General features: G+C 73.7%; 13 protein-coding genes and 1 pseudogene. 4 read left to right on the forward strand and 10 right to left on the reverse strand.

What is annotated here, in order from left to right; genetic code table 11:
* Positions 1–24: 24 nt before the first annotated feature.
* Positions 25–660 carry a helix-turn-helix domain-containing protein gene (locus ACIP37_RS00425; protein ID WP_363589019.1) on the reverse strand — a complete coding sequence of 212 codons (636 nt, stop codon included), beginning with the start codon at positions 658–660 and terminating at the stop codon, positions 25–27.
* A gap of 219 nt (positions 661–879) precedes the next feature.
* On the opposite strand from ACIP37_RS00425, the gene ACIP37_RS00430 reads away from it, so the two are divergent.
* Entirely contained in the window at positions 880–2481 is a 1602-nt protein-coding gene (locus tag ACIP37_RS00430; protein WP_363589021.1) for an MDR family MFS transporter, read from the forward strand.
* A 71-nt stretch (positions 2482–2552) separates the two neighbouring features.
* On the opposite strand, the gene ACIP37_RS00435 is transcribed toward ACIP37_RS00430, so the two are convergent.
* A complete protein-coding gene (locus ACIP37_RS00435) occupies positions 2553–3500 on the reverse strand; it encodes an A/G-specific adenine glycosylase (protein ID WP_400809970.1) in 948 nt (315 codons plus the stop codon).
* A gap of 194 nt (positions 3501–3694) precedes the next feature.
* Between ACIP37_RS00435 and ACIP37_RS00440 the strand changes: the two genes are divergently transcribed.
* Positions 3695–4567, forward strand: coding sequence for a hypothetical protein (locus ACIP37_RS00440; RefSeq protein ID WP_363589023.1), 873 nt, complete (start codon positions 3695–3697; stop codon positions 4565–4567).
* Positions 4568–4800: 233 nt separating this feature from the next.
* Here ACIP37_RS00440 and disA read toward each other — a convergent pair whose 3' ends face one another.
* Both disA and radA read right to left on the reverse strand, forming a co-directional pair.
* Positions 4801–5859 (reverse strand): DNA integrity scanning diadenylate cyclase DisA, encoded by a 1059-nt coding sequence (gene disA, locus ACIP37_RS00445; RefSeq protein WP_063351299.1) that lies wholly within the window; start codon positions 5857–5859, stop codon positions 4801–4803.
* 201 nt (positions 5860–6060) lie between these two features.
* Positions 6061–7560, reverse strand: coding sequence for a DNA repair protein RadA (gene radA / locus ACIP37_RS00450; protein WP_363617780.1), 1500 nt, complete (start codon positions 7558–7560; stop codon positions 6061–6063).
* A 150-nt stretch (positions 7561–7710) separates the two neighbouring features.
* Here radA and ACIP37_RS00455 point away from each other — a divergent pair, with 150 nt between their 5' ends.
* Positions 7711–9585 (forward strand): hypothetical protein, encoded by a 1875-nt coding sequence (locus ACIP37_RS00455; RefSeq protein WP_400809968.1) that lies wholly within the window; start codon positions 7711–7713, stop codon positions 9583–9585.
* Between the two features lie 45 nt (positions 9586–9630).
* On the opposite strand, the gene ACIP37_RS00460 is transcribed toward ACIP37_RS00455, so the two are convergent.
* The 4 genes from ACIP37_RS00460 to ACIP37_RS00475 all read right to left on the reverse strand — a co-directional run bounded on the left by ACIP37_RS00460 (position 9631) and on the right by ACIP37_RS00475 (position 15388).
* A complete protein-coding gene (locus ACIP37_RS00460) occupies positions 9631–10965 on the reverse strand; it encodes a DUF1254 domain-containing protein (RefSeq protein WP_400842945.1) in 1335 nt (444 codons plus the stop codon).
* Between the two features lie 68 nt (positions 10966–11033).
* The gene (locus tag ACIP37_RS00465) at positions 11034–12380 is read right to left on the reverse strand and encodes a DUF1254 domain-containing protein (protein WP_400842948.1); all 1347 of its coding nucleotides are present in this window, start codon (positions 12378–12380) and stop codon (positions 11034–11036) included.
* Between the two features lie 264 nt (positions 12381–12644).
* Positions 12645–13694: a family 2 encapsulin nanocompartment cargo protein polyprenyl transferase gene (locus ACIP37_RS00470; RefSeq protein ID WP_363631739.1), complete on the reverse strand. Its 1050-nt coding sequence runs from the start codon at positions 13692–13694 to the stop codon at positions 12645–12647.
* 272 nt (positions 13695–13966) lie between these two features.
* A complete protein-coding gene (locus tag ACIP37_RS00475) occupies positions 13967–15388 on the reverse strand; it encodes a family 2B encapsulin nanocompartment shell protein (protein ID WP_363631741.1) in 1422 nt (473 codons plus the stop codon).
* Between the two features lie 378 nt (positions 15389–15766).
* On the opposite strand from ACIP37_RS00475, the gene ACIP37_RS00480 reads away from it, so the two are divergent.
* Positions 15767–16855, forward strand: a complete 1089-nt coding sequence (locus ACIP37_RS00480) for an ATP-grasp domain-containing protein (protein ID WP_400842951.1) — start codon at positions 15767–15769, stop codon at positions 16853–16855.
* Positions 16856–17033: 178 nt separating this feature from the next.
* Here ACIP37_RS00480 and ACIP37_RS00485 read toward each other — a convergent pair.
* A pseudogene (locus ACIP37_RS00485) lies at positions 17034–17465 on the reverse strand (methylated-DNA--[protein]-cysteine S-methyltransferase); the annotation flags it as partial.
* 180 nt (positions 17466–17645) lie between these two features.
* Positions 17646–17879 (reverse strand): hypothetical protein, encoded by a 234-nt coding sequence (locus ACIP37_RS00490; protein ID WP_363582182.1) that lies wholly within the window; start codon positions 17877–17879, stop codon positions 17646–17648.
* Positions 17880–18007: the final 128 nt, after the last annotated feature.

Below are 18007 nucleotides of genomic sequence, written 5' to 3' on the forward strand. Positions count from 1 at the left end.
CCACCGGTCCGCCCGCCCGTCCGCTCAGGAGTGGGCGGGGGCCGGGTGGCCGATCCGGCCGCCGATCTCCAGCGCGACCTCCCGGGCCGCCCCGATCGCCTCCTCCAGGGTGGCCGCCGGCGGCGAGGACTCGCCCCACACGTTGTCGCCGTGGTCGCAGTCCGCGGCGTCCTGCTTGAGCAGGAACATCGCCGAGTGGACGGTGAACAGCGACATCGTGGCGCGCAGCCGCTCCCGAAAGTCGGCGTCCGGCCCGTGCACCAGCTGGATCATCGTGATCATGCGGTCCTTGAACGCCAGCCCGGCCGCGGACTCGCGCAGCGCGGGCTGGTTCTCGTGGAAGAAGCGCAGCAGCGGCGCCCGCTCGGCCATCCCGTCGGCGAAGCGGCGGATCAGCTCGTCGCGCATCTCCGGGCTCCAGGACTGCTGCCGGCCCCACGCGATGGTCTCGTCGATCGGCGCGGCCATCCGCTCCACGATGCCCAGGACGATGTCGTCCTTGGTCTTGAAGTGGTAGTAGAGCGCGGCCTTGGTGACACCGAGGCGGTCGGCGATCTCGCGCAGCGAGGTCTGCTCGTAGCCCTGCTCGGAGAAGAGCTCCAGGGACACCTCGATGATGCGGGACCGCGTGTCGCTGCGGGGGCTGTGCGGAGTGCCCATGGCCTGCCTCATGAGTGCGTCGGTGACTGCTGCGGACCCCGGTGGCGTCCGCCCCGGGCCCATTCTCCCTGCCCAGGCAGCCGGGCGGGAAACTGGCTTGACGACCGGCTAGTAAACAACTTACCGTGCCGACGGTCCACAAACTAGCCGGGCGTCAAGTAAGTGAATCACTGCGCGGCCTCCGCCCGTCCGAAAAACCCCTCCGGGAGACACCACCTCATGTCACAGTCCAAGACCACCGGCCCGGTACCGGAGGAGAAGTCAGCCGAGGAGGAGCAGCCGCGGTCGCCCCGCGAGATCCGCCTCGTCATGGTCGGCCTGGTCGTCACCATGCTGCTGGCCATGCTCGACAACCTGATCGTCGGCACCGCGATGCCGACCATCGTCGGCGACCTCGGCGGCGCCGAGCACCTGTCCTGGGTCGTCACCTCGTACACCCTGGCCACCGCCGCCTCCACCCCGATCTGGGGCAAGCTCGGCGACCTCTACGGCCGCAAGGGCACCTTCCTCACCTCGATCGTGATCTTCCTGGTGGGCTCGGCGCTGTCCGGCCTGTCGCAGAACATGAACGAGCTGATCGGCTTCCGCGCCCTCCAGGGCCTGGGCGCCGGCGGTCTGATGGTCGGCGTCATGTCGATCATGGGTGCGCTGGTCGCGCCGCGTGACCGCGGCAAGTACCAGGGCATGTTCGCCGCGGTCATGGCCCTCGCCACCATCGGCGGCCCGCTGGTCGGCGGCTTCATCACCGACCACCTGAGCTGGCACTGGACCTTCTACATCAACCTGCCGCTCGGCGTGATCGCACTCGCCGTGGTCGTCGTCACCCTGAAGCTGCCGAAGGTCCGCAACAACGCCCGGATCGACTACTGGGGCGCCATCCTGCTCACGACGGGCATCACCTCGCTCGTCCTGATCACCACCTGGGGCGGCCAGCAGTACGACTGGGGCTCCAAGCAGATCCTGGGCCTCGCCGCGCTCGCCGCCGCGACGCTGATCGCCTTCTGCTACGTCGAGCAGCGGGTGCAGGAGCCGATGCTGCCGCTGAGCCTGTTCAAGAACCTGAACTTCACCCTGGTCTCGATCATCGGCTTCATCGTCGGCTTCGTGATGTTCGGCTCGACCGTCTTCCTGCCGCTCTACCAGCAGATCGTCCAGGGCGCCTCGGCCACCAACTCCGGCCTGCTGCTGATGCCGATGATGTTCGGCATGCTGGTCGTCTCGCTGGTGGTCGGCCAGGCCGTCACCAAGACCGGCAAGTACCGGATATTCCCGATCATCGGCACCATCGTGATGACCGTCGGCATGGTGCTGCTCTCCACCATGGGCACCACGACCAGCAGCTTCACCTCCGCCTGCTGGATGGTCGTGCTCGGCGCCGGCATGGGCTTCCTGATGCAGATCACCATGCTGGTCGCGCAGAACAGCGTCGAGCTCAAGGACATGGGCGTGGCCAGCTCCACCGCCACCCTGTTCCGCACCATCGGCGGTTCCTTCGGTGTCGCGCTGTTCGGCGCCCTGTTCAACAACCGGGTCACCGACACCATGAAGGAGCGGCTGGGCGACCACGCGGCGGCCGGCGGCGGCGTGAAGGACCCGGGCCAGATGAGCCCGGCGGACCTGCGCAAGCTCCCCGAGAACATCCAGGACGCCTACCACCACGCGGTATCCAACGGCATGCACACCGTCTTCCTGTGGGGTGCCGGGGTGGCCGTGGTCGCGATCGCCGCCGCGGTGTTCATGCGCGAGGTGCCGCTGCGCGGCACCGGCACGGGCAAGGCGGACAAGTCCGCCGAGGCCTCGCTGGAGGCGGCGGCCGTCTGACCGCCCTCCCGCCGACACGACGGCGCCCCCGGAGGACTCCTCCGGGGGCGCCGTCCCGCGTTCGTGGCCGACTACTGGGGAAGCCGGTAGACGCCCTGCTCGACGGGCTCCACCAGGCCGTCCGCGACCAGGCCGTCCAGCGCCCGGGCCCGCTGCACCGCGTCCGGCCAGACCGCGTCCAGCCGGGCCTGCGGCACCGAGCCGTGCGACTCCCGCAGCACCGCGAGCAGCTTGCCGCGCACCTGCCGGTCCGTCCCCTCGTAGGTCTGGCCGCGCCGGGCCGGGCCCTCGTACGGCGGGCGGCCGGCCCGCTGCCAGGCGCAGTGGGCGAACAGCGGGCAGCCCCCGCACTCCGGGCCGCGCGCGGTGCAGACCAGCGCGCCCAGCTCCATCACGCCGACCGCCCAGGTGGCCGCGGTCTCGGCGTCGTCGGGCAGCAGCGCCGTCGCCGTCCGGCGCTCGGCGGCCGTGGTGGCCTGGGCCGGGTACTCGACGCCGGACACCGCGCGGGCGAACACCCGGCGGACGTTGGTGTCCAGCACCACGTGCCGCTGGCGGAAGGCGAAGGAGGCGACCGCGGCGGCCGTGTACTCCCCCACCCCGGGCAGCGAGAGCAGGGTGGCGTGGTCGTCCGGCACCTCGCCGCCGTGCTCCTCGGTGATCGCCACCGCGGCCGCGTGCAGCCGCAGCGCGCGGCGCGGGTAGCCGAGCCGGCCCCACATCCGGACCGCCTCGCCGGGCGCCTCGGCCGCGAGGTCGGCCGGGGTTGGCCAGCGGGTCAGCCACGCCTCCCAGGCGGGCAGCACCCGCTTCACCGGAGTCTGCTGGAGCATGAACTCGCTCACCATGATCGCCCAGGGCGTCGCCTCGGGCGTCCGCCAGGGGAGGTCGCGCTTGTCGGCCTCGTACCAGTCGAGGACGGTCGCGTGCAGCAGCGGCAGGGGCATCGAAAGCCGGACGGCGTCCGGCGCGGCGCCTGCCGGGGGGACGGGGGCGGGGGTGACAGTGATGGCAGCCATGGCCCTTCGATCCTCCCATGTCGACGGGCGCGACCGAAGCGGAGAAAAGAACTCCGGATATCCCTGCGGATCTCCCGGAGAACCACCGCTTCGAAGCTCCCTCGAACGGCGCAAATGGCGGATCATGTGAAGGAAGGGGCGACTGTGCGGTGTTGGTGCGTCAAGCGGCACACACAGTCTCGTAGAGTTTGGGCGTGCCCTCTCTGCGTCAACCCGTGGGACCGCTGCCGGCCTCGATCTACTGGCGTCGGCGCGTCGTCGTGCTCGTCGCCGTCGCGGCGGTCGCCGCCCTGATCGCCTGGCTGATGATCGATCAGGACGGGGGCGGTGACGGCGGCTCATCGAGCAAGGCCGCGCAGGCCGTTCCGTCCCAGAGCCAGACCCCCGCCCAGTCCATCACACCCGGCGCGTCCCCGAGCGGCCCCGCGGCGCGCCCCGGCGGCGGCAGCGGCGGCAACGCGAGCGGCGGCCCGGTGGCCGGCTCCGGCGGCGGCGAGGTCAGCCTCAGCACCGGCGGCACCGGCGGCGGCGCCAACCCGGCTCCTGCCACCGGCGGGGGCACGGGTGGCGGTGCGGCGGCGGGCGGCGCCGCGGCCGGCGGTTCCGGCGGCTCGGGCGGCGGCGCCCCGGTGGTGAACACGCCCGAGGTGATGGCGCTTCCGGTCTGCGTCTCCTCGCAGGTCACCCTGGAGCTGGCCAGCGCGCAGAACTCGTACCAGCCCAAGGACAAGCCGCGGCTCTCGCTCACCGTGAAGAACGCCTCCGGCGCCAACTGCCGGGTGGACCTGGGCCGGACGGCCTCCGCGATCACCGTGACCGCCAGCAACGGCGACCGGGTCTGGTCCTCCGGCGACTGCCCGTCCGACCGCGGCAGCAGCTGGGTGCAGATCCCGGCCAACAACGGCCTGACCGAGACCTTCACCTGGGACCGCAGCCGCAGCAAGCCGCAGTGCGCCACCGCCGACCCGGCGCCCCCCGCGGCGGGCACCTACCTGGTGGTCGCCGACCTCACCGGGCTCTCCGGCGGCCAGGTCTCGGCGCGCTCCTCGATCCGCCTGGACAGCTGAGCCCCCTCGACTCGACTCGACTCGACTCGACTCGACTCGAAGCCCCCGGCCGACGCGGCCGGGGGCTTCGGCGTCTCACGGGCCGGCCAGGGTGCGCTGGTCCGGGTGCGCTGGTCGAGGCGCGCCGGTCGGGATGGCTCGGCGGGGGTGGACTCGGCGGGGTGCGCGACGGCCCCCGGGGCGTTCCCCGGGGGCCGTGCGCGGCGGTGCGTCAGGCCGGACGTGGCGCCGGGTCAGACGTAGCGCTCCAGGATGGACGATTCGGCGAGCCGGGACAGGCCCTCGCGGACCGAGCGGGCCCGGGTCTCGCCGACGCCCTCGACCGTCTGCAGGTCGTCGATGCTGGCGGCGAGCAGCTTCTGCAGGCCGCCGAAGTGCTCGACCAGGCGCTCTATCACTGTGTTGGGCAGGCGCGGGATCTTCGCCAGCAGCCGGTAGCCGCGCGGCGAGACCGCCGAGTCCAGCGACTCCGGGGAGCCCGAGTAGCCGAGCGCCTTGGCGACCGTCTGAAGGTCCAGCAGCTCGGCGTGGGTGAGCGCCTCCAGGTCGGCCAGCACCTCGTTGACCGTCCGGCCCTTCTTGGCGGCCCGCTCCGGGAAGTAGTCCCGGGCGACCAGTTCGCGCTCCGGCTCCACGCCCGCGATCAGCTCGTCCAGCTGGAGCGAGAGCAGCCGGCCGTCGATGCCGAGCTCCAGCACGTAGCCGGCGATCTCGGTGGCGATCAGCCGGACCATCTCCAGCCGCTGGGCGACGGCGGTGACGTCCCGGACCGTCACCAGGTCCTCGATCTCCAGCGCGGACAGCGTGCCGGCCACCTCGTCCAGCCGCAGCTTGTAGCGCTCCAGGGTGGCCAGCGCCTGGTTGGCGCGGGACAGGACGGTGGTGGAGTCCTCCAGCACCCGGCGGGTGCCGTTGACGTACATCGCGATCAGCCGCATCGAGTGCGAGACCGCCACCACCGGGAAGCCGGTCTGCCGGTTGACCCGCTCCGCGGTGCGGTGGCGGGTGCCGGTCTCGTCGGTGGGGATGGTGGAGTCCGGCATCAGGTGCACGCCGGCCCGGACGATCTTGGTGATGTCCTTGTCCAGCACCACCGCGCCGTCCAGCTTGCACAGCTCGCGCAGCCGGGTCGCGGTGAACTCGACGTCCAGGACGAAGCCGCCGGTGCAGATCGACTCGACCGTCTTGTCGAAACCGAGCACGATCAGGCCGCCGGTGTTGGCCCGGAGCACCCGCTCCAGGCCGTCGCGCAGCCCCGTGCCGGGTGCGATGGCACTGAGGGAGGCCCGCAGCAGGGCCTCCTCACGGGAGGCCTTGTCCGCCCCCCGGTCGCTGGCTGCCACGTGACTCCTCCGGTCGACCCCGTGCCGCGCGCCTCGCGCCGTGCGCCGGTCCGCGGTCTGTTGCTCTGTCGCTCAGTACCGCTCGGTACTGCCTTCTGGCCAATGAGACTGGGGAAAGTCTAACTGCGTGCGGCATCGACAGGGCTTGGGTCAGCGCAGTTCGTCGGAGTCGAGCGGCTCCCAGCCCTCCATCAGCTCCTCCGGGTGCGCGACGACCCGGGCCGCGCGCGGGGCCGGCGGCGCCGACGGTGCCTCAGCACGCGGCTTGGCGGCGGCCCGGCGGCGGCCCGGGATGGCCCGCAGCGCCTCGCCGATGTCGGCCACCTCGACCACCTTCATGCCCGGCGGCACCTTGCCCGGATCCGGCGGGACGAGGGCGTGCGTGAAGCCCAGCCGGTGCGCCTCGGCCAGCCGCCGCTGCACCCCCGTCACCCGCCGTACCTCGCCCGCCAGGCCGACCTCACCGATCGCCACCAGGTTGCTGGGCAGCGGGGTGTCCGAGGAGGAGCTGGCCACCGCGAGCGCGATCGCGAGGTCGGCGGACGGCTCGCTCAGCTTCACCCCGCCCACCGTCGCGGTGTAGATGTCCTGCTTGCCGAGCTTCACCCCGCCGTGCCGCTCCACCACGGCCAGGATCATCGCGATCCGGGGCGACTCCAGGCCCGAGGTGGTGCGCCGCGGGGACGGGATCTGCGAATCCACCATCAGCGCCTGCACCTCCGCCACCAGCGGGCGCTTGCCCTCCAGGGTGACGGTGAGGCAGGTGCCCGGGACGGGCTTGTCACGCCTGGTCAGGAAGAGGCCGGACGGATCGGCCAGGCCGACGATGCCCTCGTCGTGCAGCTCGAAGCAGCCCACCTCGTCGGTGGCGCCGTAGCGGTTCTTGATCCCGCGGATGAGCCGCAGCCGGGCGTGCCGGTCCCCCTCGAAGCTGAGCACCACGTCCACCAGGTGCTCCAGCAGGCGCGGGCCGGCGATCTGGCCGTCCTTGGTGACGTGGCCGACCAGCAGCGTCGCCATGCCGCGCTCTTTGGACACCCGGATCAGCGCGCCCGCCACCTCGCGGACCTGGGCCGGACCGCCGGGGGCGCCGTCCAGCTCGGCGGAGGCGATGGTCTGCACCGAGTCCAGGATCAGCAGACCGGGGTTGACCGCGTCGATGTGCCCGAGCACCGCACCGAGGTCGGACTCGGCGGCGAGGTAGAGGTGCTCGGAGAGCGCGTTGATCCGGTCGGCGCGCAGCCGGACCTGACCGGCCGACTCCTCGCCGGTGACGTAGAGCGTGCGGTGCCGGTCGGTGGCGGCCTTGGCCGCCACGTCCAGCAGCAGGGTGGACTTGCCGACGCCGGGCTCGCCGGCCAGCAGGACGACCGCGCCGGGGACCAGCCCGCCCCCGAGCACCCTGTCCAGTTCCGGCACGCCCGTCGAGCGGGCCGTCGCGACCTGGCCGTCCACCTGGCCGATCGGACGGGCCGGCGAGCTGACCGGGCCCGCGGCGGTCGTCCGGATCGGCACCGCGCCGTACTCCTCGACCGTGCCCCAGGCGTTGCACTCCGGGCAGCGGCCGACCCACTTGGGCAGCTGGTTGCCGCACTCGGTGCAGCGGTACGCCGGGCGCGGCTTGGCGGTGGTCTTGGTACGGGCAGCCATGCGGCCCACCGTAGCGCCTGGGTCCGACAACGCCTTGCTCCACCGGAGCCGGGCCCAAACCCACACAGATGGGCGATGTTGTTACCCGAAAGAAGTACATACACGGCGAACGGCCGGGATGCGCCGCCCGCCGTCTCTACCGTCGGACGGGTGACAACGCGTACTGAAGGGCCGCCGGCCGCCGTGCTGGCGGCGTACGACCGGCAGGTGGACGGCCTGTTCACCTACTGCCTCTCGGTGCTGTGCGAGCACGACGCGGCCACCGGCGCCCTGCGCGAGGCCCGCGAACTGGCACGGCGGCACGGCGCCCGGCTGACCGAGCCCGGGCTGGTCCGGGCCTGGCTGTTCTCGCTGGCCCGGTACTGCTGCCTGCGGCGGCTCGCGGGCGGCGCCGGACGGGACACCACGGCAGAGCCGACCGAGGCCGAGGCGGCCCGGCGGCGGCGCGAGCTGGCCTCGCTCGCCTGGCCGGAGGCGGCCGGCACCGACCCGGAGCAGCGCGAGGCGCTGGAGCTGTCCGTCCGGCACCGGCTGACCCCGCACGAGGTGGCGGCGGTGCTGGGCCTGCCGTTCGAGCGGACCCGCGCGCTGCTCGCCGCCGCCGAGGCGGAGGTGGCCAGGACCAGGGCGGCGTTGCTGGTGCTCGGGGTGGGCAGCTGCCCGGAACTGGACCGGCTCGGCGGGGCCGGGGCGGAGTCCTGGCGGGACTGGGTGCTCGGCCCGGCGCTGCGCCGGGAGCTGGTGCAGCACGTGGTGGACTGCCCGACCTGCCGGGGGACGGCGGGGCGGGTGGCCGGTGCGGCGACGGAGGGCGCGGCGGGGATGTCCGGGCTGCCGCTGCTGGCGGCTCCCGCCCCCGCTCCGGCGCCCCCGGGCGCCGGAGCGGCCCACCTGCCGTCGGTGATCGGCCACCTGCCGTCGGCGGTCGGTGCGGTGCGGCGGGCGGGGGCGGTGCCGGCGGCCGAGTCGGGGCTGCGGTTCGACCAGGGCGGCTTCCCCCGGCACCGGGCGCCGGACGCGGGCCGGGCACTGGCGGTGCGTCGGCGGGTGGTGACCACCGGGGTGCTCGCGGCCGTCCTGGCGGCGCCGGTGGTCGCCCTGTGGGCGGGGCACCGGAGCAGCGGGGCGGGGACGGCGTCCGCGGTGTCCACGGTGCGGGTCGAGGAGGCCGGGCGGACGGGCGGGCAGCAGCCGTCGAAGCCGTGGCCGACGGCGGGCGCACCGGCGGGCACGGGGCTGCCGGGGGTGCCGGGGATGGAGCTGGCGGGTGCGGGGGCGGTGGGTGCCGGGGTGATCGGTGCAGAAACGTTGCCCCTTGCCTTTCCACGGCTGACCCTCCAGGGCCCGGCGGTCCCGGTACCGGCCCGCGGGGCGACCCCGATCGGCAGTCCGGCCCTGGTCGCCGCCCCCGCCCCCGCCGTCGGACAGGCGCCGACCGGGGGCGGCCCGGGCGGAGCCGAACCGGCCCCGGTCGGACTCCTCACCGTCGAGGCCGCCGAGTACGGCAGCCGGACCATCCTCACCCTCACCGACTCCGGCACCACCGAGATCCACTGGCACGCCGTGACGGACGCCGCCTGGCTGCGGCTCAGCCGCGACTCCGGCACCCTCGCACCGGGCCAGCGGATCACCGTGACCGTCACCGTGGACGAGGACCTCGCGCCCACGGCGCACTGGACCGCCCGGATCGCGCTGCCGCCCTCGCAGGCGGTCGTCACCCTGGAGGGCGGACCGCACAACCGGGGCGGCTCGGCCTCCTCCCCCGCCGCACCGGAGGCGTCGGCGTCGGCCACGGCGGACCCGCAGCCGAGCAGTTCCCCGCAGCCGTCGGTGACGGCCACGGCGGCTCCGTCCCCGTCGGGGTCGCCGTCGGCCGGCGCTCCCTCGTCGTCGGCGTCGTCCTCGGCGTCGCCTTCGCCTTCGGCGTCGGCGTCGGCGTCGGCGTCGGCGTCGGCGTCCGCGCACCCGTCCTCGCCACCGCCCTCGGGCACCGCGACGGGCACCGCGACCCCGGCTCCGCACTGAGCGTCCGGTGTCCCCCTCGACGTCCGCGCCCGGCGGCGACGGCGGTCAGCTCCGGTCGATCGGCGGCACCCGGTAACTGCCGTCCAGCACGGCCGGCTTCGGCTGGTAGAGCCGGATGATCGGCCGGAACTCGCCGACCGGGGCGGGCAACCAGTTGGCCGCCTCCACCTCGTCCTCGGGCTGCTCGTGCTGGAGCGTCAGGGTGAGCGAGCCGTCCGCGCCGTACACCAGGCCCGGGGTGCGGTCGCCGATCGCGTAGCGCTCGATCGGGTTGTCCACCAGGTAGTAGTCCGGCAGCGCGTACATCGTGACGGACCAGAACGCCTCGGCGGGCGGTGGCTGGTCGAACCGCAGTGTGTAGCGGTGCGCGCCGCTGAGCGGGCGGCCGCCGGAGTCGTCGTAGGTCATCGCGAACGAGGCCTCGTAGGCGTGGTTGCCCCAGAGGCCGGCCCGGGCGGCGGCGGCCCGGCTGAGGTAGCCGGCGCGGCGGTCGGGGATGCGCCACTCGGGGTCGTCGAGGGTGCCGGGGCCCAGGTGGTCGATGTTGTAGTCGAACAGGTGGAGCGCCGAGCGCCACTCGCCGGGCGGGTGGTCCTCGGGCGGGCGGGTGGCGTCCTCGACCCGTTCGCGGCCGGCGGCCAGGCCCTTGGCCAGCGCGAGGGTCCAGTCCGCGGCGGCCGCGCGGTACGGCGAGGTGCCCTCGTCGAGCAGGCCGAGCGGGGCGAAGCGCTGCTGGTACTCGACGTCCGGACCGGCCGGCGGGAAGGCCTGCATCCAGACCCGAAGCCGCTCGAAGAAGGCCAGCCGCTCGGGCACCTCCGGATCGGGCTCGGGCAGTCCGGCGACCAGCCCGCCGGGCTCCAGCGGCTCCAGGGTGAGGGCCTTCTGGAGGGCCCTGACCCGGGGGAGGTCGTCCGGCCCGGTGCAGGCGAAGCGGCCGACGACGGTCGCCACCCTGGTCGGCGCCTCGATCACCCGGGCCGGGTCGGACGGGGTGCCGTGCCAGCCGGGAGGGACGATCAGCCAGGTCTGCTCTCCGGTGCCGGTGGCGCGGCTGCCGACATAGGCGACGTTGTCCGTCCACGCGCCGACGACCTGCAGCACGTAGTAGGCGCCCGCGGTGTCCGGGACGCGCAGCACCTGCGGGCCTTCGGAGAGGTCGAGCTGGGCGATCGAGTAGAGGGTGTCGTTGTTGACCGAGACGAAGTGGTCCTTGGGCCCCGCCAGCCGGGTGGCGTGGCTGAAGTGGTTGAACGACGCCGCCGGCAGAGTGCCCAGGCCGCCCCTGGAGAAGCGCTCGACCATGGTGAGGTCGGCGACGAGCGGGTAGCCGTAGACGTAGGCGTCGGCGGCCAGGGCCTCCAGCTCGGGGTGGTTCATCGGGGTGTCCTTCGTCCGGTCGGCGCGGTCTCTGCGGTGCGGATTTCTGCGCTTTTCTGCGCTGCGGGTCAGCTCGGGTCGAGCGGCGGGAGGCGCCAGCGGCCGTCGAGGACGGACCGGTCCGGGCCGTGGAGCCGGACGACGACCGTGAACGGGCCGTCCGGGGCGGGCAGCCAGTTGGCGGATTGCTGGGCGTCGGCGGGCCGCTTGTGCCGGACGTGGAGGGTGAGTCCGCCGTCCGGGTCGCGGACCAGGCCGGGGGTGCGGTCGCCGATCGCGTAGCGGTCCAGGGTGTTGTCGACCAGCAGGCGGTCCGGGAGCGCGTACATGGTGGCGGACCAGAAGTACCGGGCCGGCGGCAGGTCGTCCGGGCCGAAGCGGACGACGTAGTCGCGGTCGCTGGCGTTCGGCGGCCGGTTGCCCGCGCTGTCCGCCGCCCAACCGCCGCACCAGGTTTCCTCGGTGGGCAGCCCGTAGCGGCCGAGCCTGGCGCCGAGGGCCTGGCGGAGGAAGTCCCCGCCGATCCGCTCACGGGTGCCGAAGAGTGCGGCCGGGCTGGTGGGTTCGGATTCGGCGGCGCGCTCCAGCCGTGCGCGGCCGTCCGCGATGCCGCGCTCGATCTCGGCCCGGACCTCGATCGGCAGCGTGGCGGGCTCGAACTCGCCGCGCCCGTCGATGCCGAGGTCGGTGAGGCGGCCGCGCAGGTCGACCTCGGCGGGCGGCAGCTCGACGGGCCCGCGGAGCGGGAAGAAGCCGAGCAGGAAGTCGAGGAAGCTGAGGAACTCGACGGTGTCCAGCACCTCCTCGCGCCAGACCGGCCAGACCGGCTCCGGCGCGGGGGCGGGCGCCGGGGTGCCGGCGTACTCGTGCAGCGGGCGCAGCCGGTACTGCTGCTGGACGGCCTTCAGTTCGGCGACGTCCGCGGGGGTGTCGCCGGTGAGGTGGGTGCGGCCGAGGATGCCGACCAGGCGGGTGGCGGTGCGGAGCACGCCCCGGACGCCGGGCGGGGGCTCGCCCTGCCAGTCGGGGCCGGCCACCAGGTAGTCGCCGGCCTCCTGGCCGGTGCTCCGGGAACCGACGAACCCGGCGTACACGGTGTCGAGTTCGTGCAGCGGGAGGACGTAGTAGCGGTCCGCGGCCGGGACGGACACCACCCACGGCTCGGCGCGCAGGTCGAGCCAGGCCCAGGAGTGCAGTGTGTCGTTGTCGGGGGAGGCGACGTCGGTGTCGGCCGGGGTGAACGGCTGCGAGCGGTGGCGGAAGACGCCGAAGCCGCCGACGTACCCCGGGTCCGCGTCGTCCAGTGCCTGTGCGTACAGGGTGCGGTAGTTCCGCAGGATCGGGTAGCCACGGATCCAGGCCTCGGCGGCGGTCGCGCGGATCGTGGCCGGGTCCACGAGTGCCGGGTTGGCCATGCTCGTCGCTCTCCCCAGTACACGGAAGGCCGGCGGCGCAGGCGCGCACCGGAATTCTGGACATACGAGTACATAGGGGATGCTATGCGGGGCGGGACGGGTCAGCATGTCGGGTGGCCCGACGCTTCCCGGGCGCCCGGCAGCCACCGGCCACCGGCGCTGAGGCTCCGGGCCCGGAGCGGGAAGTCGGGCCGGCCGACTTCCCGCTCCCGACGAGTCCGGTCAGCCGAGTCCGGTCGGACCAGCCCGGTCGGACGAGACCGGTCAGTGGCTGCGGCGGGTGACCAGTTCGGCCAGCACCAGCAGTTCGTCGGCCGCCGACGGCTCCGGGACGGCCGTGGCCAGCTGCGCCATCGCCGCCGCCATCCGCTCGCAGGACTCGCCCTGCGCCCAGCCGCGGCCGCCGGCGCCTTCGACGGACGCCGCGCACTGTGCCAACTCCTCAGGGCTGAGCTGGCGTTCGAGGGCGTACAGCCCGGCGAGCCGGGCCCCCTCGGGGGTGCCGGAGCCCAGCGCCGCGACCACCGGCAGCGACTTCTTCCGGGCGACCAGGTCCGCGCCCACCGGTTTGCCGGTCACCGCCGGATCGCCCCAGATGCCGATCAGGTCGTCGATCAGCTGGAACGCCAGGCCGATCTCCCGGCCGAAGCCGTCCATCGCCTGCACGGCCTCCTCCGACCCACCGCCGTACAGGGCGCCCATCGCGCAGGCGGCGCCGAGCAGGGCTCCGGTCTTGGCCTCCGCCATCGCCAGGCACTCGGCGAGCGAGACGTCGCTGCGCTGCTCGAAGGCGCAGTCGATCTGCTGGCCCTCGCACAGCTCGACCACGCAGTCGGTGAGCCGGCGGACCGAACTGCGGGCGGCCGGGTGGGCGTCCTCGGCGAGCAGGCGCAGTGCCAGCGAGTGCATGGCGTCCCCGGCCAGGATGGCCTCGGTGGTGCCGAACACCCGCCAGGCGGTGGGCCGGTGGCGGCGCGTCTCGTCCCGGTCGATGACGTCGTCGTGGAGCAGCGTGAAGTTGTGCACCAGCTCGACGGCGGCGGCCGCGGCGGTGGCCTCGGCGGCCGTGCCGCCGAGCGCCTGGGCGGCGGCGAGGACCATGGCGGGCCGGATCGCCTTGCCGGAGGGGGCCTCGACGGGCGAGCCGTCCGCCTCCCACCAGCCGAAGTGGTAGCCGGCGACCTTGCGCATCGCGCCGGGCAGTGAGTCGACGGCGGCCCGCAGGACCGGATCGACCAGGTTGCGGGCCCGGGCGAGGACGTCCGCCGCCTCGTTCCCCTCTTTGTGGTCCCGCTCCAGTGTGGAGCTCGTCATGGGTTTCTCCCCCTGTCGGCCTGCGGTGAGGCGGCCTGGTGTGAGGTGCCGGTCGTGGGTCGGCCGACCCGGTCGGCGGCCGGGCCAGTCGGCGGCCGGCCCGCTTTCCGGACGTGCCGCGGCGCACCGCCCGGCCGGGGTGTGGGTGCCCCGACCGGGCGGCGTGGAATTCCGACCGGCTCCGGTCGGTCGGTGCCCGGCCCCGGGGCCTGGGCGCGTGCCCGGATATCGCGCGCCCGGCCGGAATGACGGAGCCGCGCCCCGGACAGCGCCTAGCGCTGCGCGACGTCCACGTTCTCCAGGACGCCGACCGCGTCCGGGACGAGAATCGCGGCGGAGTAATAGGCGCTGACCAGGTAGGAAATGATGGCCTTGTCGTCGATTCCCATGAACCGCACCGAAAGGCTCGGCTGGTACTCGTCCGGAATTCCGGTCTGATGCAGGCCGACGACGCCCTGGTTGTCCTCGCCGACGCGCAGCGCCATGATCGAGCTGGTGTGCCCGCCGACGATCGGGATCTTGTTGCACGGGAAGACCGGCACCCCGCGCCAGGCCGTGACGTGCTTGCCCTCGACCTCGACCGTGCCGGGGACGAGGCCGCGCTTGTTGCACTCGCGGCCGAAGGCGGCGATGGCCTTGGGGTGGGCGAGGAACATCTTGGTGCCGCGTCGGCGGCTGAGCAGCTCGTCCATGTCGTCCGGGGTGGGCGGGCCGGAGTGGGTCTGGATCCGCTGGTCGTACGCGGCGTTCTCCAGCAGGCCGAACTCGGGGTTGTTGACGAGCTCGTGCTCCTGGCGCTCGCGCAGCGCCTCGATGGTCAGCCGGAGCTGGTGCTCGGTCTGGTTCATCGGCTGGTTGTAGAGGTCCGCGACGCGGGAGTGCACCTTGAGGATGGTCTGCGCGACGCTCAGCTCGTACTCGCGGGGCTTGAGCTCGTAGTCCACGAAGGCGCCGGGCAGCTCGTACTCGCCCCGGTGGCCGGCGGAGAGGTCGATCGCGGCCTCGCCGTGCTTGTTCTGCGCCTGCTGGAAGCCGTTCAGGTACTCGATGACCTGCAGTTGCAGGGCTTCGGAGCGGTCGTGGAGCTCCTGGAAGGCGGGCCAGGAGAGCGCCATCACGGTGCCGGAGGTGGCGGCCCGGACGGTGTACGGCCAGGTGCCCTCCTCCTGCTGGAGGGCCTCGTCGCCGAGGTGGTCGCCGTCGGCGAGGGTGCCGACCACCGTCTCCTCGCCGTACTTGCCGGTGCCGAGCCGTTCGAGCTTGCCGTGCGCGATGAGGAAGACCTCGTTGATCGTCGCACCGGCGGAGACCAGTACGTCGCCGGCGGCGAACTCCCGCTGGACGAAGCGCCCGGCCAGCTCCGTCAGGACGGCCTCGTCCTGGAAGCCGCGCAGCACCGGCACCTCGGCCAGCGTCGGCGGGACGATCCGCACCTCGGAGCCGGTCTTGACGAAGCTCACCCGACCGCGGCCGACCGAGTAGCGCAGGCGGCGGTTGACCCGGTAGGCACCGCCGGACACCTGCACCCAGGGCAGCGTCCTGAGCAGCCAGCGCGGGCTGATGCCCTGCATCTGCGGCGCGGACTTGGTGGTCGTGGCGAGGTTCCGCGCACCCGCCGTGCTCAGACTCTGCTGCTGCCGGATCTCAGGTTGCGCGCTGGGCGCGGGAACACCGGCATTGGTTTCGGTCGACATAGGGGGAGCCCTTCGCATGCCCGATGAAGTGTCGCCTTGCGCATTCATGTTGCAGCTTCATGGTGGGCCCATTCGGGTGCATGCCGCAATCACTCATTCGAGTGGTTCGGGATAACCGAACAAATAGTACGACTGGATCACTCGATCGATATCTGTTCGACAGATTATTCGAACTTATCGGGAATACCGCCTCCCATCTTCCCCCATCGACACCCCCTCCGTCGCCACCCCTTGACGCCCGCACACACGACGCCCCTCCCGTCCGGGCCCGGGGAGCCGGCCGCTAGGGTGCCACCTCACAGGGCCGCCAGGCCAGTTGACGAGCACGGCCGACCACGAGCCCTGACCCTTCGTCACCCCATGCCCTGGGAGGCAGTCTTGACAGCCCCCGTCCGTGTCTGGCTCAACCGCACCTACGCCGAGAACGTCTTCTTCATCGAACAACTCCGCACCGCCCCTCGCCCGGTGGCGGTGCACGCGACCCACGCCGACCCCGACTCCCCGGTGCTCGCCGCCGCCGACCACGGCACCCTGGAACCCGCCGACCTGCCCGCCGACGCCTACGTCGGCTACGCGCTCGACTACTGCGCCCGGCACTCCATAACCGTCTTCCTCCCGCAGCTGCACCAGCTCGCCATCGCCCTCGCCCGGCCGGAGTTCGAGGCGATCGGCACCACCCTGCTCTGCCCGCCGGCCACCGCCATCGCCACCTACACCAGCAAGGCCGACGGCTACCGGGCGATCGCCGCCGCCGGACTGCCCACCCCGCCCTGGTGGCGGGTGCGCACCGCCGACGAACTGCTCGACGCCGTCGACCGGATCGAGGCCGCCGGGCACACCGCCTGCCTCAAACCCACCACCGGCGCGGGCGGCGCGGGCTTCCGGGTACTCACCCGGGAGCCGTACGGGCCGCGGCGGCTTCACGGCTGGGACCACCGGGTCCAGGTCGAGCAGGTGGCCGCCGCCCTGTCCGCCCGACCGGGCGCGGGGGACGAGGAGGACGAGCGGGACGAGCCCGTCGACCTGCTGGTGATGCCCTACCTGGACGGGCCGGAGGTCTCGGTGGACTGCCTCGCCGACCGGGCCGGCCACCCGCTCACCGTGGTCGGCCGCACCAAGGCGGGCCGCCGCCGCGGCTTCACCACCGATCCGCGGTACCTGGAGCCGGTCCGGCGCCTGGTCAGGGCGAGCCGGATGGCCTACCTGTCCAACATCCAGTTCCGCGAACTGGCCGGGCGACCGGTGGTGATCGACGTCAACACCCGGCCCGCCGCCGGGCTCCACCAGCTGCGGCTGTGCGGCCTCAACCTGCCCTGGGACGCCGTCCGGCTGGCGCTCGGCGAACGGCCGGAGCCCACCGGGGTGGATCCGGACGTGCACGGCGTCGAGTACACGCTGGTCTCCGGCATCCAGCCGGTGCTACAGCGCCGGGCGCCCGCCCCGGTCTCCCTCGTCCGACAGCGGTAGCCCGGACGCGACGGCGGGCGGCTCGTGCGGGGCTCACCCGCGACACGCGGCTCGGCGCGGCCGAACCGGCGGCAACCCCGGTGCTACAGCGGGCCGTTCCAGTCGAGCGTCGGCCCAGCACGCCCTCCAGGGTGAGCAGCCAGCGCTTCACGTCGATCCCCACCCGGCCGCCGCCGAAGCCGCCGATCCCGTCCGCCGCCACCACCCGGTGGCAGGGCACCAGCAGGGCGACGGGATTGGCGGCCATCATCTGGCCGACCGTCCGCGCCGCCAGACCGGGCTCGGCCACGTCCTCGAACACCCCGCTGAGGGCCGCCAGTTCGCCGTAGGTGATGGTCCGGCCGTACGGCACCTCCTGCCAGAGCGTGCGCAGCACGGTGCGGTGCGGGCCGGAGCTCAGGCTCCAGTCGATCGGCAGGCCCAACTCACGGCTGCGGCCCGCCAGATAGGCGCCGATCCGGTCCCGGACGGCGGCGGTCTTCGACGCGTCGGTGCACGACGGCAGTTCGCCTTCCCGCCCGCCGTACCCGGCCGCCGCCACGCCCAGCGGCGTCACGGCGATGTGCATCGGGCCGCTGGGCAGCGGCGTCTCCACGGTCAGCCAGGACATCGACCAGGACTGCGGCACGCTCGGGCCCCCACCCTCCGCCGGACCGGCCGCCGGCCACCCCGGCGCCCGCGGGGCGCACGACGTCCGCCCGCCCCGCACGCCATCGTACGGCGGGCGGGGCGGCGCGCCTCCGGCGTCGGCGGGCACCGGAACCGTCGGCTGCGGCGGGCACCGGGGCCGTCAGCGCCGCCCCTTCAGCTCGGCCGCGAGCGCCCGGGACCAGTGCGACAGCTCGGCGCGGTCCGGCGCCCGGCCCTCGCACAGCAGGGTGAGCTGCGCGTCGTTGATCCGGTTCGGCCCCGGGATCTCCAGCAGGTACGCCAGCTCCGCCAGTACGGTGGCGAGCCGATCGGCGTCCGTGCGGTCCAGGGTGGCCGCGGACTCGTGGTGGCTGATGGTGAGCGAACCGGGCATGGTCAAACCTCCTCCGTCCACCCCCACTCCCTCCACGGTACGACCGGCCCGGCCGCGGCGCCCGCCGCGGGCGGCGGGGGTGCGGCGGCCGGACCTGGTCGCGCTCCGGAGCCGGCCGGGCGCGGTGG

Source organism: Kitasatospora sp. NPDC088861, from assembly GCF_044750105.1.
Classification (GTDB): Bacteria; Actinomycetota; Actinomycetes; order Streptomycetales; family Streptomycetaceae; genus Kitasatospora.